The 26,698-nt window shown below is 39.5% G+C and carries 28 protein-coding genes, 1 pseudogene and 1 riboswitch; of the genes and pseudogenes, 8 read left to right on the top strand and 21 right to left on the bottom strand.

What is annotated here, in order from left to right:
• Nucleotide 1 precedes the first annotated feature (1 nt).
• From MLE13_RS06685 to MLE13_RS06675, 3 genes are all read left to right on the top strand, one after another.
• On the top strand, nucleotides 2-2,596 hold the full coding sequence (locus MLE13_RS06685; protein ID WP_240748823.1) for a YfhO family protein: 2,595 nt from the start codon (nucleotides 2-4) through the stop codon (nucleotides 2,594-2,596).
• A gap of 226 nt (nucleotides 2,597-2,822) precedes the next feature.
• Nucleotides 2,823-3,455: a superoxide dismutase family protein gene (locus MLE13_RS06680; RefSeq protein WP_240748821.1), complete on the top strand. Its 633-nt coding sequence runs from the start codon at nucleotides 2,823-2,825 to the stop codon at nucleotides 3,453-3,455.
• Between the two features lie 164 nt (nucleotides 3,456-3,619).
• A complete protein-coding gene (locus MLE13_RS06675) occupies nucleotides 3,620-4,495 on the top strand; it encodes an SDR family oxidoreductase (protein WP_240748819.1) in 876 nt (291 codons plus the stop codon).
• 49 nt (nucleotides 4,496-4,544) lie between these two features.
• Here MLE13_RS06675 and MLE13_RS06670 read toward each other — a convergent pair whose 3' ends face one another.
• Complete coding sequence (locus MLE13_RS06670) at nucleotides 4,545-5,345, bottom strand: PAS domain-containing protein (RefSeq protein WP_240749102.1); 801 nt, start codon at nucleotides 5,343-5,345, stop codon at nucleotides 4,545-4,547.
• Nucleotides 5,346-5,481: 136 nt separating this feature from the next.
• Between MLE13_RS06670 and MLE13_RS06665 the strand changes: the two genes are divergently transcribed.
• Both MLE13_RS06665 and MLE13_RS06660 read left to right on the top strand, forming a co-directional pair.
• Entirely contained in the window at nucleotides 5,482-6,186 is a 705-nt protein-coding gene (locus MLE13_RS06665; protein WP_240748817.1) for a type 1 glutamine amidotransferase domain-containing protein, read from the top strand.
• Nucleotides 6,187-6,236: 50 nt separating this feature from the next.
• Entirely contained in the window at nucleotides 6,237-6,449 is a 213-nt protein-coding gene (locus MLE13_RS06660) for a hypothetical protein (protein ID WP_240748816.1), read from the top strand.
• 61 nt (nucleotides 6,450-6,510) lie between these two features.
• Here MLE13_RS06660 and MLE13_RS06655 read toward each other — a convergent pair whose 3' ends face one another.
• From MLE13_RS06655 to MLE13_RS06630, 6 genes are all read right to left on the bottom strand, one after another.
• Complete coding sequence (locus MLE13_RS06655) at nucleotides 6,511-7,704, bottom strand: S1C family serine protease (protein ID WP_240748814.1); 1,194 nt, start codon at nucleotides 7,702-7,704, stop codon at nucleotides 6,511-6,513.
• Nucleotides 7,705-7,717: 13 nt separating this feature from the next.
• Nucleotides 7,718-8,584, bottom strand: a complete 867-nt coding sequence (locus MLE13_RS06650) for a peptidylprolyl isomerase (RefSeq protein ID WP_240748812.1) — start codon at nucleotides 8,582-8,584, stop codon at nucleotides 7,718-7,720.
• A gap of 127 nt (nucleotides 8,585-8,711) precedes the next feature.
• Nucleotides 8,712-10,115, bottom strand: coding sequence for a sensor histidine kinase (locus MLE13_RS06645; RefSeq protein ID WP_240748810.1), 1,404 nt, complete (start codon nucleotides 10,113-10,115; stop codon nucleotides 8,712-8,714).
• On the bottom strand, nucleotides 10,096-10,776 hold the full coding sequence (locus tag MLE13_RS06640; RefSeq protein WP_240748808.1) for a response regulator transcription factor: 681 nt from the start codon (nucleotides 10,774-10,776) through the stop codon (nucleotides 10,096-10,098). The genes MLE13_RS06645 and MLE13_RS06640 overlap by 20 nt, the downstream gene beginning before the upstream one ends.
• Before the next feature lie 104 nt (nucleotides 10,777-10,880).
• Nucleotides 10,881-11,894 (bottom strand): GTPase, encoded by a 1,014-nt coding sequence (locus MLE13_RS06635; protein WP_240748806.1) that lies wholly within the window; start codon nucleotides 11,892-11,894, stop codon nucleotides 10,881-10,883.
• Between the two features lie 72 nt (nucleotides 11,895-11,966).
• Nucleotides 11,967-13,784, bottom strand: coding sequence for an LTA synthase family protein (locus MLE13_RS06630; protein WP_240748804.1), 1,818 nt, complete (start codon nucleotides 13,782-13,784; stop codon nucleotides 11,967-11,969).
• 180 nt (nucleotides 13,785-13,964) lie between these two features.
• Between MLE13_RS06630 and MLE13_RS06625 the strand changes: the two genes are divergently transcribed.
• Nucleotides 13,965-14,588: a flavodoxin family protein gene (locus MLE13_RS06625; protein ID WP_240748802.1), complete on the top strand. Its 624-nt coding sequence runs from the start codon at nucleotides 13,965-13,967 to the stop codon at nucleotides 14,586-14,588.
• 51 nt (nucleotides 14,589-14,639) lie between these two features.
• Here MLE13_RS06625 and MLE13_RS06620 read toward each other — a convergent pair whose 3' ends face one another.
• The 5 genes and pseudogenes from MLE13_RS06620 to MLE13_RS06600 all read right to left on the bottom strand — a co-directional run bounded on the left by MLE13_RS06620 (nucleotide 14,640) and on the right by MLE13_RS06600 (nucleotide 17,339).
• Nucleotides 14,640-15,170: a histidine phosphatase family protein gene (locus tag MLE13_RS06620; RefSeq protein ID WP_240748800.1), complete on the bottom strand. Its 531-nt coding sequence runs from the start codon at nucleotides 15,168-15,170 to the stop codon at nucleotides 14,640-14,642.
• 132 nt (nucleotides 15,171-15,302) lie between these two features.
• Nucleotides 15,303-15,767, bottom strand: coding sequence for a 6,7-dimethyl-8-ribityllumazine synthase (gene ribH / locus MLE13_RS06615; RefSeq protein WP_008432128.1), 465 nt, complete (start codon nucleotides 15,765-15,767; stop codon nucleotides 15,303-15,305).
• 34 nt (nucleotides 15,768-15,801) lie between these two features.
• A pseudogene (ribB, locus tag MLE13_RS06610) lies at nucleotides 15,802-16,410 on the bottom strand (3,4-dihydroxy-2-butanone-4-phosphate synthase); the annotation flags it as partial.
• Nucleotides 16,411-16,427: 17 nt separating this feature from the next.
• Complete coding sequence (ribE, locus tag MLE13_RS06605; RefSeq protein WP_240748799.1) at nucleotides 16,428-17,057, bottom strand: riboflavin synthase; 630 nt, start codon at nucleotides 17,055-17,057, stop codon at nucleotides 16,428-16,430.
• Nucleotides 17,058-17,339: a hypothetical protein gene (locus MLE13_RS06600; protein WP_240748798.1), complete on the bottom strand. Its 282-nt coding sequence runs from the start codon at nucleotides 17,337-17,339 to the stop codon at nucleotides 17,058-17,060.
• Between the two features lie 62 nt (nucleotides 17,340-17,401).
• Nucleotides 17,402-17,572: riboswitch (FMN riboswitch) on the bottom strand.
• 122 nt (nucleotides 17,573-17,694) lie between these two features.
• On the opposite strand from MLE13_RS06600, the gene MLE13_RS06595 reads away from it, so the two are divergent.
• The gene (locus MLE13_RS06595; RefSeq protein ID WP_240748796.1) at nucleotides 17,695-18,018 is read left to right on the top strand and encodes a CHY zinc finger protein; all 324 of its coding nucleotides are present in this window, start codon (nucleotides 17,695-17,697) and stop codon (nucleotides 18,016-18,018) included.
• Nucleotides 18,019-18,048: 30 nt separating this feature from the next.
• Here the strand turns inward: MLE13_RS06595 and MLE13_RS06590 are convergent, their stop codons facing one another.
• The 7 genes from MLE13_RS06590 to msrA form a co-directional block, all read right to left on the bottom strand.
• The gene (locus tag MLE13_RS06590) at nucleotides 18,049-18,537 is read right to left on the bottom strand and encodes a GNAT family N-acetyltransferase (protein ID WP_240748794.1); all 489 of its coding nucleotides are present in this window, start codon (nucleotides 18,535-18,537) and stop codon (nucleotides 18,049-18,051) included.
• A 38-nt stretch (nucleotides 18,538-18,575) separates the two neighbouring features.
• Nucleotides 18,576-19,400 carry a metallophosphoesterase gene (locus tag MLE13_RS06585; protein ID WP_240748792.1) on the bottom strand — a complete coding sequence of 275 codons (825 nt, stop codon included), beginning with the start codon at nucleotides 19,398-19,400 and terminating at the stop codon, nucleotides 18,576-18,578.
• 54 nt (nucleotides 19,401-19,454) lie between these two features.
• Nucleotides 19,455-19,859 carry a VOC family protein gene (locus MLE13_RS06580; protein WP_240748790.1) on the bottom strand — a complete coding sequence of 135 codons (405 nt, stop codon included), beginning with the start codon at nucleotides 19,857-19,859 and terminating at the stop codon, nucleotides 19,455-19,457.
• Between the two features lie 87 nt (nucleotides 19,860-19,946).
• Nucleotides 19,947-20,732: an ABC transporter permease gene (locus MLE13_RS06575; protein ID WP_240748788.1), complete on the bottom strand. Its 786-nt coding sequence runs from the start codon at nucleotides 20,730-20,732 to the stop codon at nucleotides 19,947-19,949.
• Nucleotides 20,729-21,610 carry an ABC transporter ATP-binding protein gene (locus MLE13_RS06570; protein ID WP_240748786.1) on the bottom strand — a complete coding sequence of 294 codons (882 nt, stop codon included), beginning with the start codon at nucleotides 21,608-21,610 and terminating at the stop codon, nucleotides 20,729-20,731. The genes MLE13_RS06575 and MLE13_RS06570 overlap by 4 nt, the downstream gene beginning before the upstream one ends.
• Complete coding sequence (locus tag MLE13_RS06565; protein ID WP_240748784.1) at nucleotides 21,607-21,801, bottom strand: PLD nuclease N-terminal domain-containing protein; 195 nt, start codon at nucleotides 21,799-21,801, stop codon at nucleotides 21,607-21,609. The genes MLE13_RS06570 and MLE13_RS06565 overlap by 4 nt, the downstream gene beginning before the upstream one ends.
• Nucleotides 21,802-21,836: 35 nt before the next feature.
• Entirely contained in the window at nucleotides 21,837-22,517 is a 681-nt protein-coding gene (gene msrA, locus MLE13_RS06560; RefSeq protein WP_240748782.1) for a peptide-methionine (S)-S-oxide reductase MsrA, read from the bottom strand.
• Between the two features lie 154 nt (nucleotides 22,518-22,671).
• Here msrA and MLE13_RS06555 point away from each other — a divergent pair, with 154 nt between their 5' ends.
• Nucleotides 22,672-23,256, top strand: coding sequence for a protein-L-isoaspartate(D-aspartate) O-methyltransferase (locus MLE13_RS06555; protein WP_240748780.1), 585 nt, complete (start codon nucleotides 22,672-22,674; stop codon nucleotides 23,254-23,256).
• A gap of 50 nt (nucleotides 23,257-23,306) precedes the next feature.
• On the opposite strand, the gene MLE13_RS06550 is transcribed toward MLE13_RS06555, so the two are convergent.
• Both MLE13_RS06550 and topB read right to left on the bottom strand, forming a co-directional pair.
• A complete protein-coding gene (locus MLE13_RS06550) occupies nucleotides 23,307-24,503 on the bottom strand; it encodes a MalY/PatB family protein (protein WP_240748778.1) in 1,197 nt (398 codons plus the stop codon).
• An 86-nt stretch (nucleotides 24,504-24,589) separates the two neighbouring features.
• A complete protein-coding gene (gene topB / locus MLE13_RS06545) occupies nucleotides 24,590-26,698 on the bottom strand; it encodes a type IA DNA topoisomerase (RefSeq protein WP_240748777.1) in 2,109 nt (702 codons plus the stop codon).

The following is a 26,698-nucleotide window of genomic DNA, read 5'->3' as shown; positions in this document are numbered from 1 at the left end:
TATGCAAAAGTTACGACCTGTTATTTTTCTCATGTTCGTCAGTCTACTCTTATCAGCGATAGGGCATATTGTTTTTCTCACGCAATGGTCCAATGAACATTTTATGGTAGGGATTAATGATGGTCTTTCACAAATGATGCCTTTTAAGAAACTTCTCTATAAGCAATATACGCGAGGCGAATTTTTCTATTCGTTCGATTTTGGTTTAGGAGCTGGCACATTTAGTGAACTGTCTTATTATTTTTCTACTTCGATCGTGTTCTTGGTTTCAGTAATAATGATATCTATACTAAAAGCGCTACACATTATTCAAACTACTGATGTTTTATTTTGGGCAAACGCTGCCGTTTTCATCAGTATTATTCGTTTAGCAGCTGCCTTGTTTATCACAACTCGATTATTTATGTATATGAACATATCAAAACTAGCAGCGTTAGTCGGTGCTTCTCTTTACGGCATTTCTGGTATGTACTTCCGCCACGTTACGTATTGGGAATTTTTCGCGGATGCTTTTTTGTGGCTGCCAATTTTATTGCTTGGCGTTGAAAAGATTTTCCGCGAACAAAAACCCGGCTGGTTTGTAACTGCCGTAGCGATTTCCATGATTGATAACTTTTACTTTGCCTATATTAATCTGTTACTGACCGCTATTTATATTTTGTTCCGTTTATTTATCCCATTAACTCAGGATGAACAAACCAAAAAGAAAAGCATGATAAGTTTTTTTGTCGCTGGATCTATTGGTGCTGGTATCAGTGCAGTGTCGTTTATACCAGCTGTCTATGCATACTTAAATAACCATAGGCCAGTTTTTAAACAAGAAATTCTTTGGATGGACGAAACAATCGATAATATTTTGTTTAGTAGCTCCATAATTGTCTTACCTGCATTTTTTGTTCTTGTGTTATTTAGTTGGTTTTTATACCGCGATAAAACATTCCGCTTGTTTGCACTTCTTGGCATTGTTGCAGTTATCATGCACAACAGTCCAATGATTGGCAGTGCTTTCAACGGTTTTTCTGCCCCACAATATCGCTGGGAATACTTTTTATCGTTGGTTATGGGTGGAGCAGTGGCCGTGGCTTTTGACCAGTTGCATAAATTCACGTGGCGACGCTTTACCATACCAGCTATACTGACGATTTCTGGTTTTTGGTTTTACACGTGGAAAGATGAATATTTTGAAATAGATTCGCATTATGCAACGTTAGCGATTAGCACTCTAGTCATTACATTTTTACTATTGCTACTTTACATCTTATTCAACAAAAACTTTATTAAATATTCGGTTATGGCATCTCTGTTAATGTGGACCTTATTATTTGCCAACCTGTATCAAACCGAAAAAATTCTTGAAGTAGGAGAAATTTCGCAAGTTAGCAAAGAACTAATGACAGGTGTCGATTATGACGATCCCGAAATCAAAAAACTATTGGAATATATTCATGGAAAAGAAAATGACGGACCTTACCGCATTGAGTGGATGGAAGGCGTTCGCAACAATACTCCAATTGTTCAAGATTTCCAAGGGTTTAGTGCATATTCCAGCATTTTAAATAAAAATCTATTGTATTTTTATTTATACGATCTTGAAATCGACATGGGACGTGAAAGCGTCAGCCGCTATGCCACGCTTGGCAACCGTGCAAACTTGCATAGTATGTTACAAGGAAAATACATTATTCGCTCTCGTGGAGATTCCAATGTTCCATATGGTTTCAATGAAATTTATGCTTCTCCAAAATACATCATTTATGAAAATGACTATGTCTTGCCGTTCGCTCGTGCTACCTCTAGCGTTTATGAAGAACAGCAATTAGCCGCCGCCTCTCCGTTAATGCGCGAACAAGCTATGTTGACAGGAGTCGTACTTGATCGAGGCCAGGTTGCTGACCCTTTACCAGAGCCAGATGAAAACATTTTAAACTTTGACCCTGCCACAATTGGGGCTACGTTCAATGATGGCGTACTAAAAGTAGTTGAAAGAACCGGAGGCTTGAACTTAAACTTGGAAAACCCACCTAAATCTGGTGTTGATTTGTTCGTTTCCTTCCACTTGGTAACAAAAGCAGAAGACCAAGGCTTTCTGCTCGAAGTAAATGACTACCAAACGACAAGAAAATCCAATCAGTCGATTTACAAAACATTTGTAGATGACTTAACCATTCGCATTCCAGCTGAAGAATCTATTGAAATCCGGTTGCCTAAAGGTGAATATGAAATAACGGAACTTCAAGTATATGCAGCTTCTTATCAAGCTCTACGCAAACAAGCTGCCCAGCCCGATTTATCGAGCAATTTATCAATAGATGGCAGTCATGTGAGTTTAAATTATGATAATGCCACGAATGATGAATACTTAAAACTAACTATTCCTTATGAGCGAGGCTGGCAAGCAACAATTAACGGAGAACAAGTAGAAGTGTTAAAAGCAGATTTTGCTTTTATAGCCATTCCATTAGAAGCCGGCAACAACAACATTTCTCTCTCTTACCGCCCACCATTTTTCAAACCTGCAGCAGCAATTAGTTTAGTGTCTATGCTTCTCGGTTTTGCTTTTGTTTTTCGCAAAAGAAAAAGAATAAACAATTACTAGTAGCGAAAATATTGGCAACTCAACCATTTCTTTTACTTTAAGCGCCCCTATTTCGACTTTTATGACCAGTCGAAATAGGGGCGTTTTTTTTACTGCTACTTATTAGGAAATACTAACCTTATATGGAATTTCTCCTCCTACAAAAGAAGTGGTTTCACCTAATCTCGTTTACTATGTTGCTTTAACGTGTAAGGAAGAGTAACACAATTTTAAGGGAGGAATTCAGATGAAGCGTTGGTTTTTGCTCGGTTTACTCTTGACCTTTTTGGTATTTCTAGCAGCTTGTGGAAATGACACCACAGATGAGCCCCCTACCGAATCTGATGGTGCAACAGAAACAACGAACGACGACAGTACAGCCAACCAAGATACCACTGAAAGTGCACCTACTAACGGTGGCGAGATTGTTATGGTAACTGTCGAGTTACTAAATGGTGATGGGAATGCAATAGGGACCGCTGAATTGACTGATGAAGAGGATGGCGTGTCAGTAGCACTACAAATTGAGGACTTGGAAGCAGGTATGCACGGCATTCATTTCCACCAAGAAGGAAAATGCGAAACTCCTGATTTCAAATCGGCTGGCGATCACTTTAACCCAGAAAATTCAATGCATGGCATAGACAACCCCGATGGTCCGCATGCTGGTGATTTACCGAATATTGAAGTAGGGGAAGATGGGACAGTTTCTCAAGAGTTTAAAGCTGAAAATGTCACACTTAAAATTGGCGAAGAAAATTCATTGTTTAAAGAAGAAGGAACTGCCCTTGTTATTCATGGAGGAGAAGATGACCAAATAACCGATCCTTCTGGTGACTCAGGTGACCGAGTTGCTTGTGGAGTTATTACCGCAGAATAGCAATAAACGAGATAGAAAACAAACTAAAACGACAATCCTTCTTTCAGAGTGGGCATTGTCGTTTTTACTAAATCCTATTATTTAGTTTTTCTATATGGTGTTTAAGTAAATTAACGGCGGGAATATTGACGTTAAATACCACTTAATCTAGAGGAGGATTCATCATGACAAAAGATAAATTCGAAAAAATAGATGAACAAGTTGACCCACAAGAACAGTCCACACAACCCGGTTCAGAAGAACAAATGCAACCTGAGCCAATTTATGATGACGAGAATTATGTAGGCTCAGGTAAGCTTGATGGGAAAGTTGCACTTATCACCGGTGGAGACAGCGGCATTGGTCGCGCAGTTGCAGTCGCTTACGCTAAAGAAGGCGCCAATATTGCTATCGCTTACCTCGACGAACACGAAGATGCAGAAGAAACACTAAAAGCGATTGAGTCCTATGGCGTTAAAGGTGTTAAGTTCGCTACAGATATTAGTGATGTAGAAAATTGCAATCAACTTGTAGTAGATGTCATTTCTGAATTTGGTCAATTAAATATTTTAGTAAATAATGCTGCTAAACAATTTCCACAAGAAGATTTTTTAGCGATTAGCCCTGATCAATTAATGGAGACGTTCTCTACCAATATTTTCAGTATGTTCTATTTAACACAAGCTACCCTACCACACCTGCAAAAAGGAGACAGCATCATCAACACTTCTTCTGTAACAGCTTATCAAGGTTCTCCTGGCTTAATTGATTATTCATCTACTAAAGGAGCCATTACGAGCTTTACGCGTTCTCTCTCTGCTAATCTTGCGCATCAAGGAATTCGTGTGAATTCAGTAGCTCCGGGACCTATTTGGACACCATTAATCCCTTCAACTTTCGATGCCGAGAAAGTCAAAAAACATGGGCAAAACACATTATTAGAACGACGCGGTCAACCTTCCGAATTGGCTCCCGCTTACGTATACCTAGCTTCTAAAGATTCTACTTACGTAACTGGCCAAGCCATTCATATTAATGGCGGTGACTTTATTAGTTCTTAAAAAAAACAGACTCAGCAAATGCTGAGTCTGTTTTTTTATTCACCTAATATTATTTTTGCTTTTTTTCTTCTTGTGCGATGAAAGTTAACGCTCTTTCAATTGTTGAGAATGTTACTAATCGACTATCACGGTCTAAATCATTAGAAAATTGTTGTGCTGCCGCTACGGTTATACCTGTTACATAAAGCTTGCTTCCCATAATTCGAAGGGCATCGTAAATCTGCTTAAACCAATAAAGTGGTGAATTTTCATTCCAAGATAAACCGGTAATATCGATGATGACGTATTCAATGCGATTCGATTGAACATATTCACAAACTTTAACTTTCAACGTTTCAAAGCGATGATGGTACATTGTTCCAACGAGTGCTACAGTTGCCACATTTTCTTGTACAGATAAGATTGGCAACATCAATTTTTCAATCTCATTTTCGTTGGCCATAATTGCTTGTTGCTGAGAACGCTCGAGAGTAATATCTGTTTGAGTACCGATAAAGTACAAATTTCCTTCAATTCGAACTGGATCAATAACTAGCCGATTCCAAAATGGCGAGCCGTCTTTACGGTAATTTCGGATTGTTACAACGACTTTTTCTTCAGCAGCAATTGCCGTTCTCATCTTTTCGATATCTTCTTTAGCTGTACCCGCTCCTTGTAAGAAGCGGCAATTCCGACCAATTATTTCTTCCTGCGAGTAACCCGTCATATCCATAAAGGTTTTGTTTGTATAAATAATAGGGTTATCCGGTTGCGACGGATCGGTCACAATCGTGCCCACTTTACTACCATCTAACATAGCTTCAAGCAAAGTTACTTGTACTTCATGGTTTAACTCCTTCAAGCGTTCCACCTCGTCTTTCGTTTCATAAAATAATCCTAGCATAACCACAAAGCGAAATCCAAAGACTCCTCCGCTTTCGCGTTTCATGTTCTTTTCATAGGGTAAATAAAAGAACAAAGAATCTTTCATACAGGAGGAAGATATAATGGCAAAAGTATTAGCAGTATTATCGAGTGGCTATACAAATGAAGAGCATAATTACGTAACGGGTTGGTGGGCAGAAGAACTGTTTGCTCCTGCATTAGAGCTTGAAAAAGAAGGTCATACTGTTGAACTAGCTTCTATTGACGGAGGTAAACCTATCGTAGACCCGATAAGTATTAGCTCAGATTATGACCCGACCGGTATATACAAAAAGCAATATGAATCAGGGATTGCGGATAAAACAATGCCCATCGTTAATGTCAAAGCTAGTGATTATGATGCGATCATGATTGTCGGTGGACATGGCGCCATGTTCGATTTAGCGCATAATGAAGATTTGCACGCAGTGATTAATGTAGTTTACGAAACAGGCGGTATCGTGTCTGCTGTTTGTCACGGACCCGCTCCATTAATTTATACGAAAACAAAAGAAGGACGTAGCTTGCTTCAAGGTCTAAAAGTAACAGGCTACCCAAATGATAAAGAGCCAAAAGAAGTGGTCGAGTTGTTGCCTTTCAGCTTAGAAGATGAATTAGATAATATTGCGAATTATCACGAAGAAAAAGAGCATGACGCTTATGTTGTTTGGGGCAGTAAGCAAATCCTTACAGGACGCGACCCACAATCTTCTGAGTTATTCGGTAGAGAATTGGCTCAAAAGTTAACCCAACGCACACTTCAATCAGAAGAAAAGTTTACGAGTTAAAGTCAATTTTAGATAGAAAAAAATAATAGCGATTTTGAGGAGGCATTTATATGAGCAATGATCATAAAGATCATGAAGAAGAGTACATGGAAGCAACCAAAGAAGAAGCAAAAAATCGTTCCCCTGAAGAAAAACAAGGGATTCAAGAGCCACGAGTTACAGGCTATAAACCGTTACAACTCGGCATGATTATTTTTGTTATTTTAGTTCTTGTTATCGTTGGTTTTGGGTTTGGTACTGATTGGTTTGGAATTTTCGATTGATTACAGACGTGTACATTCACGATAAAAGAGGCTTTCCGACAATCGGAAAGCCTCTTTAATATTAATTATTTTCGGTTAATGTTAGTTCGAAATTCTGTAGTTCACCATTTCTATAAGCTTTCACTTTTAATGTGTCGCCGACTTTTGTTTCATTATACAGATACTGTCGAAGTTCCAAAACGGAATTTACTGACTTTCCGTCCAATTCAACAATAACATCATATGGTTCCATGCCTGCAGAAGCTGCTCCTGAGCTTTCGACTACCGATTGAACGACAATCCCACCTTCAATTTCAGAAGGCAAGTTCAACTGGCTAGTGCGGTATTGCGCCGGCACTTCAGCTAAATCCAAAATAGCTACGCCCATAGATGGTCGGTGTACAGCACCTTCAGCTTCTAAATCTGAAATAACTGGAATCGCGGTGTTGATTGGAATCGCTAGTCCAATTCCTTCTACTGCCTCTTGCGAAATCTTCATCGAGTTAATGCCGATTAATTGTCCTTGTGCATTGATCAATGCGCCTCCACTATTCCCGGGGCTGATCGCAGCGTCGGTTTGAAGAACTTCTGACTGCCAATCTTCTGTCCCATCTTGGTTGATATCAAGCGGCACTAAACGTTCGGTTCCTGAAATAACTCCCGTTGTAACAGAGCCAGAAAATTGAAGACCTAATGGATTCCCGATTGCAATAACCGGTTCTCCTGCTTGTAATACAGAGGAATCTCCAAATTCTGCAACTGTTTCAATACTTTCTCCGGGCACTTTTAAGACAGCTAAATCCGTCCAAATATCGGTTCCAAGTACTTCGGCATCTAATTCCGTGCCATCGGCCAAAGTGACCATTACATCTTGAGCACCTTCTACTACATGATTATTAGTAACAATATAAGCCATGTCGCCGTCTTTTTTATAAATGACGCCAGATCCTACACCTGCTTCTTGTGACTCTTTTGAATCACCTGTTTGTGATTCAAAAGGATTTTGCTGTGCAACTTGCAAATTAGAAACACCCACAACAGCACTAGAAGTTTCCTCTACAATTTTGGTCACATCTGAAGTGACAACTGTAGATGTTGTTTGCACTCCACTAACGGCCTGGTTTGTTGAAGTTGTCGCTGCGCCTTCAACTTCTCCATCCGTCACACTTGGCAAAATAACGCCTACTAATAACGCTCCAGCGATCAACCCTGTAAAGCTAGAAGCAAAATAGCCTTTTTTGTTCGTTTTTGGTTCAGTTGAATTATAATAGCCCATCTGCATGTCCTCCTTATTCTTCTAATTCGTTAACAATGTTATATGACTCTGTTTTTTCTGCTAACCATTCCGCATATTTCGTATTTAACGCTTCATCAAACAACGTTTCTTTTATTTGTTCTTTGCTATTTTCCAAATTGGCTTCAGTTGCTTCTGTTTTTCCAGTTACTTGGATGATATGAAAACCGTAATCTGTTTCTACAGGTTGACTTATTTCATCTACTTTCAAACTAAACGCGGCTTCCTCAAATTCGGGCGTCATTTCACCGGCACCAAACTCGCCTAATGCTCCGCCATTTTCAGCGTTGCTTGTATCTATTGAATACTCAGCTGCTAATTCGGCAAAATCACCACCATCATCTAATTCCGATTTTACTTTATCTGCTTCTTCTTGAGTTTCTACCAAGATGTGATTCGCTTCTACTTTAGAAGCTTGTTCGAAAGTTTCTTTGTTTTCTTCGAAGTAAGTACTAATTTGCTCATCTGTTATTTCGATGTCTGGACCGATGATTTTTTCAACTTTCAAGTAGGTTTTCATTTCTTCTTCTAAATCTGCTATCGACATGCCACTTGAAGCAAGCGCTTGTTCAAGTGCTTCTGCACCACCATATTGCTCTTCATAAACAGCCATTTCTACATCGATTTCTTCTTGTGTCACTTCAACTTTTGCTTTTTTTGCTTCTTGACTGACCACTTCATTGGAAATCATTGCATCAAGTGTTGCCGCCCCCGAAGTAGCTACTAATTTTTCATACAATGCCTCTTTAGTGATTTCCTTGTCTCCTACTTTTGCGACCGTTTCATCGCCATTAAAAGCAGCTAGTATAAAAATAGCGGTTGCCGCTAACACACCAATCGAAATATAAATCATTTTTTTCATCTTTATTTCCCCTTTTCCTATTCGTTATTACTAGCTTAACAAGCAGTTGTGAATAAACTATGACCAGAGTTTTAACAAAAATATAAAGTTTTCTACACAAAAAAAAGAGCTAAGGAATTCCCTTAGCTCATTTCTTATGCGGCAAAAGAATAATGAATTTCGTTCCTTGTCCTTTTTTACTTCCAACATGGATTTCTCCGTCATGGAGCGTCACCAGTTGCTTGACGATAGATAAACCAAGTCCAAACTGACCGCTTCCGCGTGACAAGTCCGCTTTGTAAAAACGACGCCACACAAGATCAATTTCTTCTACGTCAATGCCTGCTCCGTTGTCTTCTATCGTTATCCTCATTTGTTCCGCTTCCATATGAGTTGAGACTGTAATCATGCCGTTCGCAGTAAACTGAATAGCATTCTTCACGATGTTCATAAGAATTTGGATTAAACGATCCATGTCCCCATAAATAACATCCCCAGGATTCGTATGAATAACAATTTGGTTGCCTTTTTCTTTCGCTTGTAGGTAAAGCTGCTCTTGAATAATCTCCAAGAGCTCATCCGCTTCAATTTCTTCTTTTGTTAATATCACCTGATTAGATCTGATTTTTTCATAATCTAAGTTTTCATTTACTAATCGTATTAGGCGTTTTGTTTCTTCACTCGCTAAACGAACGCCTTTTTCTCGTTGACCTTCTTCTATCATGTTGTTGCGCAGGCCTTCCATTATCCCCGCAATGGTCGTTAATGGCGTCCGCATTTCATGTGAAACATCCGCCATAAATTGCCGTCTGCGGTTTTCAAGTCGATCGATTTCTTCGTTAGATTGTTGAAGTTTTTCAGCCATTTTATTAAAATCATGCGCCAAATCACCAAACTCATCGAAATTTGATTCTGGTAAATTCACATCGTAATGACCTTCACTTATCATAGATGTCGCTTTTCGCATCCGTTTGATTCGACTAACATGCATGTTAGATAATCCTAAGCTAAGAAGCAATGCGATAGCTAGGGCAATTAACACCGCAGTGACTAAGGTTTTATTCAATTCTGCAATCATTTCACTTACTCCGCTAACAGGAGCAGCAAGAAGTACCCCTCCAGCTAATTGTTCGTTTTCGAAATACGGCATCGCTACAAATGTTACTGACAGTTCGAATCGTTCAACGTCCCGGTTGACGGTCAGTGTCTCACCTCGTTCAATGACGTTCCATTCTTCTGATGTCAGCTCTACGGGGGGGAAAGAACCCGACACTGGATACATAATCCGACTTTGCTGATCAAAAACGATAAAACTGATATTTTGCGCTTTTAATATAGAGACATAGGATTGCAGATTGGTCCCTGGGCGTTCTCGCTCAAGCTCTTCGATAATTTGCCCACCGTATTTCTCCAATTCTTCCGCCTTTTCAGCATAAGCAAAATCATCTACGAAACGAACAAATAAAATACTCAAAATCAAAAAAGCAATCAATAAAATACTCATGTGGCTAGCGATAAGCTGGTAAAAATACTTAATTCGCGTGTTCTTCAAATTTATAGCCAACTCCCCATACTGTATGGAACAGCTTGTCCCCTCCGTCTATTTTTTTGCGTAAACGTTTAATATGAACATCTACTGTCCGTTCATCACCATAAAATTGATATCCCCATACTTGTTCTAATAATTGTTCTCGGCTGAATACTTGCTTTGGATGTTGCAGAAAAAATACCAATAAGTCGAATTCTTTTGGTGTTAGGCTATCCACCGCTTGTCCATCTTTTTTAATATCGCGCGTCTCTTTATTGACAGTAAAATGAACGGTTTGAATTAAGTCTGATACAGGTTCCGATTTTTGGACTCTTCTTGTGACGGCTTTTATACGTGCCATCAATGTTAATGGGCTGAATGGTTTTGTGACATAATCGTCTGCGCCCATTTCAAAGCCAATAACTTGATCGGATTCGCTGTCTTTTGCTGTTAGCATGATGATCGGAACAGAGCTTCCTTCTGCTCGAATTTTGCGGCATAACGCAATTCCATCCATTCCTGGAAGCATCCAATCTAGAATCAGTAAATCATGTTCACCTTCTTTATATTTCTGGTAACCTTCCAGTCCATCTGCTGCAAACTCCCCGTCAATACCTTCTTTCGAAAAAAACAATTCCAGCATGGAACTGACACTCGGGTTGTCTTCTACGACCAATATTCTCATCCCGCACCTCCGTCTATCTTTCTCTTAAAGTTAAATGACAAATCCGAAAGACGCAAGAAAATTGAAAACCGCTCTTCTATAAAAGAAGAGCGGCTCGACAGCTTTTATGCTTTTTGCTCGCTTTTTTTCAATTTCTCGAACAAAGAACCAATCATGTCGTAATCAATGTCGATGTTGTTTTCATACGAGTATTTCACGCCGTAACCGAGTGCTAAGGTCATAGATGAGGCAACAGTGCCGCCAATAATCGACCCTGCTCCTGGAATAAATTTTAACGCTTGGCGATAAATGGTGTGACCGATTGTTTTCGTAGCAGTGACAACAATCATATCTTTTGCCGCTTTTTTAGTTAATGGCTTGTCGTATAGGTTGGATAATTTGATGATTAAGCCTGCTTGTAAAGTGGTAAGTGGCAATACGTCAGAACCTGGAATTGGTGACGCGCCAATTACACCGGCTGAAATACCTGCGCCAATAATCCAACGATTAGCAGCAGCGGACTTTTCTTTTATGCTTTTGGCGAAGAGCAAGTCCTTACCCTTCTTTTCGAGCAAAAAAAGGATCTCCTTCTTTAAGATGTCCAAGTTTTCTTCTGTTTTGGACGAAATCGGAATAACCTTGTATTTATTGGCAGTATGTCTTTTTACAAACTTAACAATGGACGGAACATCTTCCGCGGCATCGATTTTATTTAAGACAATCAAAATATCTTTATTGTGTTTTTCAATTTCATTGAACTTTTCTTTTTCACTTTCAGAAAACACTGTGCCTGCAGCATTAAGGAAAAACAAGACCACATCCGACTTCTGAACAAATTCCAAGGTTTTTTTAGGATTTTCGTCATTTGGGTCATTTAATCCAGGTGTATCCATAAATTTAATGTTTTCTAATCCTCGAATATTATAAGGATCGACGCTGACCGTTTCTCCTGGCATTGGATTTGTGCTAGCAATATTTTCTCCAATGATTTTATTGACGGTGGAAGATTTACCGGCATTTACTTCACCGATTAAAGAAATTAAAAGTTCCTGTTCAAGGGAATCATTCACTTTCTTCATTTCCCTTTCAAACATCTTGTCCATCGCTTGCATTACTTCTTTTTCAAATTCCTTTACCATAACTCACGTTCTCCCCTCGTGCATACTTACTTACTATTCACTTTAACAGCTTTTCTTGAATTATGGGCATTCTTACTCCGTATAAACTTTTAATAACGTATCCGCATAGTTCATTAACGTTTCCGTATCTTTAATGTGTTTTTTCGCTGCGCTATTTTTACTGCGTTTCTCCATGGTTTCTAAATCGTATAAAACATCTGGCAATTTAGCCCCTGGCGCTTTGTAAAATTGTTCAGACTGGATATAAGAGCCTCCTGGCATATAGTAGCGCATACCTAGTAAATTCTTTTTATACTGAAATAAGTTATGACCCATCATCGGATAGTCGTGATCGATTCCGAGTAACGCGAGTACCGTTGGCATAATATCGGTTTGACCGCCAAGGCGGGTCATTTCCGTTTCTTCAAAAAGATTTCCTCCTGTAAACAATAACGGAATGGTGAATTGATCTTTTAACGAATATTCATAACCTAAAAATTCACTTAACAATTGATGATCTTCTTCTGTTACTAAGCTGCCATGCATACCTGAATGGTCTCCTAAAATAACGATTAACGATTCATCGTAAATCTCTCGGTCTTTCAGTTCTTGAATGAAGGAACCAATTTGCTCGTCTGCATAACGAACTGCCTGCAAATAATTTCCGATATACATACCCTCATATTCAGAAGGCAGATCTAAATATTGCATAGTATCTGGCATTTCAAATGGTGTATGACTCGTGACCGTGACAATATTCGCATAAATTTGCTCATACGTTTCGAGCTGTCGCGGCAATTCACCTGCCACAAAGTCGAACAACACTTCATCTGCCGGTCCAAAGCCGACTTCTTTAACATTTGGTATGTCTTCACTGGAAAAAACTTCTTCGTATCCAAGCACTGGATAAAGCACATCACGGTTCCAAAATGTCACTTCATCGGAATGATACGTAGCCGATCCATAACCTTTCTCTTTTAATACCCGTGCTAAAGAAGGCGCTTCTTTTCCTGAGAGACTGTTAGATGTCGGAATCATACCTTGTGGATAAAGTCCTGTATTAACAATCCACTCGGCATCAGAAGTTGTTCCGGCTCCTACTTGTTGAAATACATTTGAAAAATAAGCACTTTCACTCAGCAGTTGATTGAGATTTGGCGTGATTTCCTGTTCATTTAATGACTTGTCTAGAACGAATTCTTGTAAAGACTCGACTTGTATGATGAACAAATGGCGTCCTTCCGCAACTCCAAAGCTATCATGTTCACGAACTTCTACAAATTTATTGCCTTTTAGTTCCTCTAATTCTCTTTCTGTTAATTTACTCGAAGAAGCATGTGCGCTATCTGTCGACCGGTTATACAATTGAGCTACTTGAGACTGCAAATAACCGTGTTCTTTCGCAAAATAGGAGACATCGATGATCGACTGCTGAAGAGCATAGACTACCGTAATAGCACAAATCGCTGCCATACTAACCGCTACATGTTTCAAAGCAACTAGCTTTACTGGATTTTTCCAGCGACGCGCCAAAAACAACAGCACCAAAGCATCTAGGAAAAACAAAAAATCCCATGGATTTGAGAGCATCGTAATAGTTCCACCAACAGAGCCAGATTGCGTCAATTGCTGCAAATCGTAATAAGAAGGAATTGTAGAATAGTAACGCATGTATAAGGTAATCGTAAAAAAAATGACGGAGACCAGCAAGTTAAATACCCAAACTGCCCGCCACATTTTTTTATGGGCAACCAATAAAACAACAGATAGCAACAATGCCCACATTGGAAATTCGATTAAGATAATATGCCAAATTGATTTTTCATTAAAAATAAGCACACGAAAAGCACTTACTTTAATTAATAATAAGAGATAAATAAGGACATATGGCATAAGATTTATTTTTTTCACACAGAGCACCTCTTTTCTACAGACGAAAAACTATGTTGAATGTTGCATATATTCAATTTAATAGGGAATAAAGAATGTATAGTGTTATATAGAATACACTAACAATCAGCAGGTCAACTATAAGACAAGCTAGCTAGTCGTTTTAATGAGTGAGCCTGACTACCTAAAAGGAGCGATTCGATGCAACCTTTAAAAGCACTTTTCATCAACACTTCATTAAAAAATTCAAAGGAACCTTCCCATACGGAAGAGTTTATCAAAGACGTTCAAGTTCACTACAATCAATTAGGTGTAGAATCTGAAGTTGTTCGTTTAGCCGATTATGCCGTTGCTTACGGTGTTCAACCGGACATGGGTGAAGGGGATGAATGGCCTCAAGTTTTTGAAAAAGTAATGGCCGCAGATATTGTGATTATTGGTACACCTTTATGGCTTGGAGAAAAAAGTTCGTTAGCGACACAAACCATCGAGCGTCTTTATGCAAGCAGTAGCGTTACTAACGATAAAGGACAATCCATTTTCTACAATAAAGTTGGTGGTGTAGCGATTACAGGAAACGAAGATGGCGCTAAACACGCAGCCGCTTCTGTTCTTTACGCACTTTCTCATATTGGATTTGTTGTACCACCAAATGTCGATGCTTACTGGGTCGGCGAAGCAGGTCCTGGTCCGTCTTATATGGATACTGGTAAAGATAATGAATTCACTAAAAAAGCAATTAGACGACTTGCTTATAATACGTATCATTTTGCAGGGATGCTTAAAAACAACCCGATTCCAAGTGAAGGAAATACACTTGAATAATTTCTAGCCACCAAACTGACAGCAGATCTGCTGTCAGTATTTTTTATGTAATTATTGCCACAAGCGAACTACAGAAGTCTGTCCATCACTTATTTCCACTTTAAAAACATCTGGATTGGTCAGTTTTTGCCATGTTGAAAAGTCATAACGAGGATCGATACTTTTTAACAGTAGTCCAAGCAAGTTTCCATGAGTCACAGCAGCGGTTCCGTGTTTCATATCGCTTAACGCTGCCATTGCACGAGTTGTTGCTTCTTTACCCGATTCACCGCCCGAAAATTTCAATTCCTCATCATTAAATGACGCTTCTAGCTTTTTCATCCAATCTGGCAAATCTTCCGAACTTAATATGCGTTCAGCTAAGCGACTATCAATCACAATCGGTAAACCCAATTGCTTAGCGGCCGGCTCAATAGACTGAATCGCTCGCATGAATGGGCTAGAAACAAAATGAACAACTTGCCGTTGCTGAAAAAACTCCGATAAATCCTTTGCCTGCTTTTTACCTACCTCTGTTAGCTCGGCTTCTGGCGCTTGTCCAGTTGCTTGACAATGTCTAATTAGATAAATTGTTTTGTCCATCATTCTCCACCTTATTTCAATTGATATTTCTTAAACTAATTACATTAAGTATTTCTCGCTATATCACACATTCCCCAAATTACATTTTTTAACCTCAAAAAAACTCCCGAGCATTAGCTCAGGAGTCATAAATTATAATTTTTTCATCAAGTTGGCCATTTCAATAGCACCTGCTGCTGATTCCCAACCTTTGTTGCCTGCTTTTGTTCCTGCACGTTCTATTGCTTGTTCAATCGAATCTGTTGTTAATACACCAAAGATTACTGGGATATCTGCATGGTCACTAGCTCTTGATACGCCTTTAGCAACCTCGCTGCAAACATAATCAAAATGAGGAGTTGCGCCTCTGATGACTGTTCCTAACGTAACAATGGCATCATAATTTCCGCTCATCGCCATTTTTTTCGCTACAAGCGGAATTTCGAAAGCTCCAGGCACCCAAGCAATCGAAACATCGTCTTCTCCAACGCCATGACGTTTTAAAGCATCTTCTGCCCCACTTAATAATTTGCTTGTGATAAATTCATTAAAACGACCAACTACAATTCCAATTCGTAAACCTTCACCGTTTAAATATCCTTCAAAATGTACAGTCATGCAATCCATCTCCTCTAGTAGATTAATAAGTTGTCATGTTTTGTTGTTTTTGTTGGTACGTTACTAAATCTTTAATCGTTAAAATACCAAGACCGAGACGTTCTGACACTTGTAACAAATCGTTAACACGCGCCATTGTGCCATCAGCATTCATAATTTCACATATAACTCCTGCTGGAGGTGAACCTGCAAGCTTTGCTAGATCTACGGCTGCTTCAGTATGTCCTGTTCGTTCAAGGACGCCACCATCTTTTGCGATCAAAGGAAAGATATGGCCTGGACGTTTAAAGTCAGTGGCCGTAGCATCTGGCTTCACTAAGCTAGTAATTGTATGAGAGCGTTCAAAAGCACTAATTCCTGTTGTCGTATCTTTATGATCCACACTGATTGTAAAAGCAGTACCATATTCATCTGTATTATGGTCCGTCATTAGACCAATTTGTAAGTTTTGGGCGATTGATTTTGCAATAGGTACACAGATCAAACCTCTTCCTTCGGTCGCCATCAAATTGACGATTTCAGGTGAAGCAAATTCTGCCAAAGCAACAAAATCGCCTTCATTTTCTCGATCTTCATCATCAATTACAATAATGGCTTTACCATTCTTTAAATCTTCAATGGCTTTTTCTACCGTGTAAAACATTTGTGTTGCGCCTCCTTTTAAAATCCGTTTTCTGCTAGCCAGCTTCTGCTGATTTTCGTTTCTGCTGTTTGAATTCGCTCGGTATACTTTGCCAATAAATCACATTCGATATTGACCTTTTCACCAATGCCTTTTTCTCCTAATAGCGAGTCTTCTTGCGTCGTCGGAATAAGAGAAATCGTCACAGTATTATGGCTAACAGCAAAAATAGTCAAAGAAGTACCATCTACTGCGATCGATCCTTTTAGCATCATATACTTCAACAACTGAGGTTCAAGCTCGATTGTTTTAGTGATCGCATTTGCTTCTTTTTTCACAGATCGGATAACGCCGACGCCATCAATATGTCCACTAACAAAATGACCGCCAAAACGTCCATTAGCTGGCATAGCGCGTTCAAGATTTACCCGGGAACCTGCTTTCAATTCCTTCATCGTTGAAGATTTGACCGTTTCTGGAATCACATCAACTGTGAAAGTATTAGAAGTAAAGGTCGATACAGTTAAACAAACTCCGTTAATGGAAATACTGTCTCCGCGCTTAACGTCTTCTAAAATTAGCGCACAGGAAATGGTTAACTCCATTGCTTGTGGCTTAGAGCGAACTGAGGCAACATGTCCAAGTTCTTCAACAATACCTGTAAACATTTAGGCATACTCCTCCAATCTGTTCGCTAAAGTGTATTCAATTGGGGTCTTACGAGTTTTCGGGTGCTTTCCACCATGGGGCGTATGGGTGGTGAGGAAAGAATATTTCAGAAGGGTTTGAATCCATAACACAATGTGCCCTGCTTCTTTATCAAGTTGGCCAGTCGGACGGCCATTTTTCGTACCTTGAAGAAGCTCGTTTTCCGCTGAGAGAATGAGCAGGGTTAAAGACCGTTGACTTGTATTTCCAGAGACTACTCCCTGATAAAGGTGTTTGGTCATACAAATTCCTCCTTTCAATTTCAACACATTGAAAAGAAGAGGCACATAACGAAGCCGATCTCTAAATTCTTCTCCCATCCAGACTGTAACTGTCGGTGCCGGAATTTCACCAGCTCCACCGTTTGGACGTTTAAAACATAGTGGCCTATGCTTGCCATCGTCCAACCGGGTCACGGACTTGCAGTTTCCTGCTCACCGCCGGTAAGGAATTTCACCTTGCCCCGAAGAATTAGATTCGTAGTTTCGTCTTTTTAATAGTAGCATAGAAAGAAACTGAACCATATAAATCAAACTGATTATTTTAAATTAAGAAGTTTTTCTTGTAAATTCACTTTTTTCTAAAGGAGGAACTGAGATGCCCCATCACCAACAAGTAAAAGGCATAAACGTAGATGCTGAAACACGTTGTATTCATTACGACTCACCTATCGACCGAATTGCTATTAAGTTTTTCTGTTGCCAAGAATACTTCCCTTGTTTTGAATGTCATGAAGCTGAAGGTTGTAGGAAGCAACAAGTTTGGCCAATCGACCGCTTTCACGAAAAAGCTATATTATGTGGTACTTGCGGATATGAATTGACAATTACCGAGTATTTAAATTGTGCCTCTACTTGTCCATCTTGCTCTTCGGCGTTCAACCCGGGGTGTAATTTACACAAACACTTATATTTCGAGTAAACAAAAAACCAAGCAAAAGCATGTATGCTCTCACTTGGTTTTTTGGATAGATAAAGACATCACATAGTGCTCACCTTTGGTACGCATAATTCTTCTACCAGTATCTTCAAATCCCGCTTTTTGATATAACCGTTGAGCTGGTATGTTGCGTGCATTAACACCCAGCACCACTTCATCAAAATTCAAAAATTCCTCTTCTATAAATTCTGGTAGCGCATAAATTGATCCCGTTGCTATTCCTCTTCCTTGAAATTTCGGGTTAACCGAAAACCCTCTAAGCAATAAAGACTTTGGATTATCAGAGTATTTCTTGCGGTCTTCTGATTCATCTAATTCAAAAAATCCAGCATCTTCTCCACGTGCTTTGATGATAATGAAATGCTTTAACGGATCACTAGCATCTTTTTCCACGATTTCTTTAGGTAAGCGTGTAAATTCCAATTGCTCGACTGGTAAATCATAATCTATTGAACGTTTCGAAGAGTAACGATGCAATGTAACTTCCTTTTTTTTAATCATTAGAGGCGACCTCCTTGCTTGTATTTACTCTACAATCCTTATTCTCTTTCCAACGTCACTACAACAAGTTCCGGACGATTGAAAATTCGGAGAGGAAAATTACTGTTCCCCAAGCCGCGACTGACGACCATTTGGGATGAACCTTGATCAAAAATTCCTTCCGTTACTTTTGGAAACCACCCTTGGCCTGGCGCATACAAGCCGCCAATTCCAGGAAGACGAACTTGGCCGCCATGAGCATGTCCAGCAAAAACAACATCCACTTCAGCTTCAGCATAGGTAGATAAATATTCGGGACGATGTACTAACAATAAAGTGAAGTCATCGGTCAAACGAGCAGATTCAAGGTAATCATGCGTAACCTCGTCCCCATGTCTTGTAGGCTCACTTAGCGGATCGTCAATTCCTGCAATTTGAATCGTGCTGCCATCCTTTTCCCACTCTACTGAATCATTTTGCAAAACGATCACTCCGCGGTCTTGCAAAGCGGCTGTAATTTCCTCTACCTTATTTGAAGCTATTTCATGATTCCCAGTAACAAAATATACTTTACTCATTTTCACTATTTCATCTATTAACACTAAGCTCGCTGACAAATCATAGCGATTGCTGTCGATAAAGTCGCCTGTTAAAAAAACCGCATCGGGTTTAGCGGATTGTATTTTCTTTATTAAAGACGATTGATCTTTTCCAAAAGTCGCATTGTGTAAATCGGATATTTGGACAATTTTTGCCCCATCAAAAGCCTCAGGTAACTCTTCAGACACTACTGTATATTCGGTGGTTTCTAACCACTTATTACTGCTCCAAAAGATGCCCCATATGACTAGCGCGAACAAGATAATAATTACAAGCTTCTTCATAATCAACTAGCCTCTATTCGATTCTAATTTTGTTAACCACATCGTACATAAACCTTAATCATTACTGATTGTTTCGTTCGGTGCGACAATTTCTATTTTTAAGCGATCAGGTCCTTCAAAGAAAACCGCATAATAATCTGGTCCTCCCGCGTAAGGATGAAGATCTTGATATAAAATCCGGGCCCCTAATTGCTGCATTTTTTCCGTCATTTCGTCTACTTGCGCGCGTGACGATGCGTGAAATGCTAAATGATTCAACCCTGTTTCTTTGCGGTGATACGGATGCTGCAGAAACTTTTCTTCCGTTTGTACAAAAACCAGATAAGTAGAACCTACCTTATAACTAAATCCCTTTTCCCATTCTTGAAACAACGAATAGCCAAGGGGTGGCAATAGTTTACTGTAAAAAGATTTGGATTCTACTAAATTTGAAACGTTAAGTTCTACATGGTGCAGCATATCCCCCAGCTCCTTTATGCTATTTTAACAGCTCTACCGAAGAAAAGTGTAAACTAGCTAATCACACTCGGAACGTAAAATTTCAAACTAAACTTTGGTCTTTGCTTTATTTCTTTGGGCTGCCCAACTCCCTATAGCGAATAAAAGCAAGATAAGAAGAACCGCTATCCCTATAGCTCCCCACAAACCACTACTGTCAGGAGCACCTATCAACCATTCTAGTCCATATTGAGGGATTTTCCCGGGGGAAAAAGTCCAGTTCAGTCCAAACAAGCCATCAGTTAATTGGATAAGCAAATAGGTGGAAAACGCAATTGCTGCAGCAAATCCGCTATTCGGTGAAATGGCACTTGCAACCAAGAGAAGGGCCATAATAAATAGCACCCACACACTATAAGTCCCCATCATTTGCAAAACTTTGATCAATTCTACTTCTCCAAAAAACAGGTATGTATAGTAGTAGCCTGCCAGAAAACCGAGCCAGACACTGACTAGAGAAATAACCGATGCCATCGTCCATTTACTTAAAAAATACGCTCTAAATGACAGCGGCCGAACATACAGCAAAGTGGCAGTCCCACTTTTCCGCTCTCCTGCTATTGTTCCCATATAAGCTAAAATCAGCACCGCTATTCCTATTGTTTGAAATTGCTCTACGATTGCAGCCAACATCTGTTCTGGCGTAGGCGTCGGTATTTCTAATACCGCACCTTCTGGTAAGCCTCCAGACGACTCAATAATTTGTGGAAGAAAATAATTCGTAGTGGGTTCTAGTATGCCCAAAAGAATGAAAATTGCTGGTATCCAGTATATTTTATAATTACGTATATTTTCTAGCTGTTCTTTTTTTAATAACATAAAAAACTGTTTCATTTAGCAGCAACCACCTTTAGAAAGATTTCTTCCAAGGATGCATCTTGAAACTCGACTCCTATAATATCCTGTTTTTCAGTTGATAGGATGTGAAGAACTTGCTGCATAGTCGGACCGGAGTTAGAAACCGGTATTAGAACAAGGTTTTCTTCAACTTCACACTTCCATGTATGACTGCCTACAAACTCTAACGCAGAAGTATGGTTTCTAAATTTTATCTGGATATACGGGTTCGCATGTTTTTTCTTAACTTCCTTCAAAGAACCTTGCTCAATCAAACGTCCATCTTTCATGAACAATAGCTGATCTGTCATTTCTTCCGCATCATTCAAAATATGAGTAGAATACAAAATGGTCGTATCTTGTTGTAACGATTTTAATAAATTCATGATTTCTCGGCGTCCTGTTGGATCCAATGCTGAGATGGGTTCGTCTAGTAAAAGCAAGTTAGGTCGGTGAACAATCGCTTGTGCAAGACCTAAGCGCTGCTTCATGCCTCCAGAAAAGCTGCCAATTTTTTTATGTAAAGAACTTTCAAGACCTACAAATTCTAAAGTTTGTATGGATTGCAATCTTGCTTGCTTTGTTTCGACACCACTTATTTTAGCTGCCAATTCTGTAAATTCAACTGCTGTCAGCCATGGGAAGAATTGAGGGTATTGAGGAAGAAAACCAAGGGATACGTCTTTTTCCATTGTGATTTTTCCGCTCGTTGGAGATAACAAATTAGCCAACATCGACAAACTTGTCGTCTTCCCCGCGCCATTCGGACCAATCAATGCTGTAGCAGTCCCTTTCTCCAGTACAAAAGAAAGATCTTCAACAGCACTTTCTGCTCCATAGCGTTTTGTCAGGTTTTCAACTTCTACGATATTCAATAATTTTTCCTCCCAATCACAAAGTAAAGAATGGGACCAAGAATATTGATGACGACAATAATAATCCCCCACATCCACTTTGGTCCATTTGGACTAGGATTTTTCACTAAATCCACTAAAGCGAAAATCATTAAAGCAAGTTGAATAATAATAATTGGCACTAAAGCCATAATCATTGTGGTTTGATCCATTGTTGCTTCGCCCCTCTACATTTCATTCTATGCCCTTACCATTTTAACGATAAAAAAAGCTTTGTTAAAAAAGCCTTCTCAGTTTCTCCAATGCTCCACTGATTTATCTCTTTTTGCAAGCTATCTTTTGTACCGAAGCCTTTCACAAAACCATTTAATCGCGCAGCAAAAGTAGAGTCTACTAGCATTTCTTTATTTGGATAAAGTGCTGCGAGTTGATCAAGTGCTTTCGGGTAACGCTTTAAATAGTATTTTTGATGACGCTCTTCTGCCAAAGTAAACTGACTAAAAAGAGAAATCTCCGTTTCAATCGACTCGCCTAGTTCTGTTTCCATTTCTTTTCGAATCGCCTCAATTGCTTGTCGTTGTAGGTCGGTATGATAATGGACTAAAGAAATATATTGTCTTCCTTTGTAATTATCGCGATTCGGGTAATGATTCCGCCAAAATTCCTTTAGTATATTTGCGTAGCTAATTACCTGTGGATCGTATTCGATTTGGATAGTTTCTGTATGGTCGCCCATCGTTCGGTAACTAGGCATTGGAGTGGTTCCCCCTGCAAATCCCACCCGAGTTCGCATAATACCTGCCATACTCCCAAACCGCGCGTCTGGACCCCAAAAACAGCCCATTCCCAAAGTTGCTACTTCCCAATTTTCTTCACTTAAATAAATTCCTTTTTCGATTGTTTCGATGGTCATTTGTTGATATGTCATTATGACAATCTCCTTCTCCGAAAATGCCGTAGCAAATACTATACAGCTTGCTGTTTTCCACTTAAAATTACTGTAACAAGACCTCTCCGAAAATGCATGATTTAAACACTGCTTTGCTTAATATTTCCGTAGGAAAAGAAAGTAGGGAAAGATAATGGAAAATCGTAGAAAAGAGATTATTGCTTATTTCAGAGAAATGGATCGCAGCTATTTCATGGATTCCAATAAAGATCTTGCGTCACTCGACCATGCCCTTCCCATTGGATTTGAACAAACCATCTCACAGCCATCGCTTGTTCTTGAAATGACCCTAGCACTTGGTCTTCAGCCAACTGATAAAGTGTTAGAAGTAGGAACAGGTTCCGGTTTTCAAACTACATTACTGGCCATTTTCTCAGGAGCCGTCTACACCATTGAAAGAATTGAAGAATTACACAATCGCGCAAAAGAACGATTAGCTCATTTAAACATCCACAATATCCATTTCAAATTAGGTGATGGCAGCGAGGGTTGGCAAGAACATGCGCCTTTCGATCGCATTATGGTCACAGCCGCAGCTTCTGAAGTGCCTCCAGAATTGCTCGACCAATTAAGTAATGATGGGAAAATGGTTATTCCAGTTGGCAACTCCTTTAACCAAGAGCTGCTCTTAATCGAAAAAGATAGTAGCGGAAAACTTCACACGACGTCTTTAAACAACGTATTATTCGTTCCGTTAAAAGGGAAATACGAAATTTAATCACAAAAGGGGTAAGCTCATTTTGTGAGCTTGCCCCTTTTTTTGTCTACTTACTTTTTCGAAATATCTTCAAACTCTTTAGCAATTCTTTCTAACGCTTCTTGAATAAGTGGACGCGGAGAAGGTGTACAAATTCGCTGAAAGAACTCTCCTTCTTCCCCAAACATACTGCCATCTTCTAACAAGACATTGGCTTTATTGTAAATGCGGTCGTGAATTTCCTTCGCTGAAATTCCGTAACCGCTAAAGTCTAGCCACATAATATACGTGCCTTCTGGTATCGCTACATTAACTTCTGGCATGTTGTCCGCTAAAAATTCTTTTATATACGTCATCGTGCCATCCACATAGTCCTTTAGTTGTTCTAACCAATCTTCACCTTCGTTGTAAACAGCAATTAATGCCGCAATAGCAAACGGAGATGCTAGTTGCATGCCCATTTCAGTAGAGAATTTAGTTCGCAGCTCTTCATCAGAGATAATGACATTGGTGCAATGAAGTCCAGCAACATTAAAGGTTTTATTGATGGCGGTGCACGTAATGATATGATCTTTGTGCTCTGCTACTTTTGCCATTGGCACAAATTTTTCGCCACGACGAAGCAAATCTCCATGAATTTCATCTGCCACAATTAAGACATTGTGTTTATGACAAATAGTTGCCATTTTTTTCAATTCGTCTTCATTGAAATTCCGACCAGTTGGGTTATGTGGATTGCACAGTATAAACATTTTCGTGTTGTCATCTTGGGCTTTTGCTTCAAAATCTTCAAAGTCGATTGAATAATAGCCATCATCATCTTTTTTCAAAGCATTATTAACTACGTTCCGATTATTACCTTCAATTACAGAAGTAAAGGGAGGATAGACAGGGCGTTGAATCATGATGCCATCTTCCGCATTTGTAAATGCTTTAACTGCAATACTCAATGCATGAACAGTCCCTGGGCTATAGACAATATGTTCTTTTTCTATGGTCCAGTCATGCCGTTTTTGCATCCATGCTTGAATCGCATCAAAATATTCATCTGGAAAAACAGAATATCCGTATATACGATGATCGACTGTTTTATGCAATGCATCGACTAATGGTTGAGGTACCGGTAAATCCATATCTGCCGTAAATAATGGAATGGTGTCTTCATCATACCTTTCTGTCAGACCAAACTGTTTGATCAATTCTTCCCCGTCCCACTTCAAGGAATAAGTCCCTCTTCTATTAATAATTTCATCAAAATTGTAATTCATGCGAAACTCCCTTTCTTCCAAATTATTTACTTTGCTCTCTTATTGATTATTAAAGAGAGGCCGGGGTTATTGCAACCAAATGAACTTCAGAATTCCATTTTCAACTTACCGTCTTCAAGTATCAATTTGGCATTGAATTTCTTGCCATTTTTCGAAACGAAGCCTTTAATGACTGGCGTCTTACCTTTCGTACACAAATACTCGATTTGCTTGGCTGTTAATCGTTTTTTCAGGAACGTTGCAGGAAAAGATTGCTTGCAGCCATTCGCATATTCCGTGCAATTATAAGAACCTCTTCTTGAGACAATCATGCCTGTTTTGCACCTTGGGCAAAGTGCGATTTCGTCTTTTGCATCAGGCGTTGCTAGTTGCGCTGGCAATCCGTTTTGCTGCATTTGAGCTGGTACTTCGTCGAGTAGCTTTTGAATAAATTTGCCGATAGTTGCTAAAAATACTTCAGCGGATCCTTCTCCGCGCCCAATTTTCTTTAAATACGTTTCCCATTTCGCCGTCATTGATGGACTCGACAATAAATTCCCTTCAATAGACTGGCATAGGATACGCCCTTTTCCCGTAATAGAAACAATGTTTTTTGTGACTGAAATGTATTCATGACGCTTGATTGTTTCAATAATGCCACTTCTAGTCGCTTCTGTGCCGAGTCCTTCAATTTCTTTCAGAATCTCGGTATCTTCTACGTCTTCAACAAGCTTCCCGCATGTTTTCATCATGGCGATTAGTTGTCCTTCTGTATAAGGCTTTGGCGGAGTCGTCATACTTTCTTTTATGTCAATTTTGCTCTTAACAGGCTCTTGCTCACGCAATTCCGGCAATGAAGGCTCTTGCTTCGCTTCTTTAGAAACGGCAAACAGCTCTTTCCAGCCTTTATCAAGCTCTGTTTTTCCGGTTGTGAAAAATGGTAAGCCTTTAACTTCTGTCGTTACTTTTGTTTCTGCATATCGATAATCTTTATGAAACATCGCCAATGTCGTCCGCAACACTTCTTCATACAAATTGCGCTCGTCTTTCGCTAACCCTTCGATTTTGCGTGCTGTCGGTATTGTTTTTGTTGGAATGATCGCATAATGTTCCTGAACTTTAGAACTGTCCACAAAGCGCTTTTTGGGCGCCTTTGACGCGATTGGAAACTGTGCATTGATGATTTGTTGGTATTTCTCTACTTGGCCTGCCAAATAACTAAATTCACCAGGTGTAATATGTTGTGTATCGGTTCTCGGGTAACTAACCAGTTTTTTCTCGTATAGACCTTGCATAACAGATAAAACTTTTGCTGGACTGTATTTCCACTTGCGATTGGCCGCTGCCTGCAAAGTAGATAACGAGTGCAACTGTGGAGGCGGCGTGCGCTTTTCTGTCGTTTTAACCTGTGTCACAACCCCCTCTTCTTTTGCTCCAATCGTATGCTTAACGAGTAATTCCTCTGCTTCTTTACGCTCTTTTGCACGCAACTTCACTTTGCCTTTATAACGTCCTTTTTCTGCAACAAACAGCCCTTCGATTTCATAAAAAGGTTCTGGTACAAACGCTTCAATTTCTTTTTCACGTTGGTAAATCAAAAAAACAGTGGGCGTCTGAACTCGCCCTATCGCAAATACTTCACGTATGCCTTTTTCTTGAAGCAATAACGAATACAAACGAGATCCATTCATACCGACAAGCCAATCGCTAATTTGACGCGCTTTTGCTTCTTGATACAATAATAAGTCTTGCTGATTGTCACGCAGTTCTTGAAAACCTTTTCTGACTTCATCTGCTTCTAGTGAGTTTATCCATAAGCGTTTTATTTTTTTGTTCTTGGCACCTGTATGATAGTAAATGCTATAAAATATATTAGAGCCTTCCCGGTCAACATCGCATGCATTAATGACCGTATCGGTTTGAAATATCAACTTTTTAATGATGCCAAATTGCTGTGCTTTGCCTCGTGCTATTTGAAACTGATAATTGCTGGGCAAAATCGGCAACGCAGCCAATGACCACTTACCCCATTTCGGATCATAAGCTTTTGGTTCTTTTAACTCCACAAGATGTCCAATTCCCCACGTGATATATGCGCCTTCCGGAAAAATTGGGTCTGGTGCAATTTCAATAAAACCATCACGTTTTGTGGACTTGAACGCTTCAGCATAGGCCTTTGCTTGGCTTGGTTTTTCAGCGAGTATCACTGGTTTCAT

Origin of the sequence: Planococcus halocryophilus (assembly GCF_022489025.1) — a bacterium.
GTDB classification, from domain to species: domain Bacteria; phylum Bacillota; class Bacilli; order Bacillales_A; family Planococcaceae; genus Planococcus; species Planococcus halocryophilus_A.
Note: the sequence above shows the minus strand (reverse complement) of the source record. Positions and strands in the feature narration are given on the sequence as shown.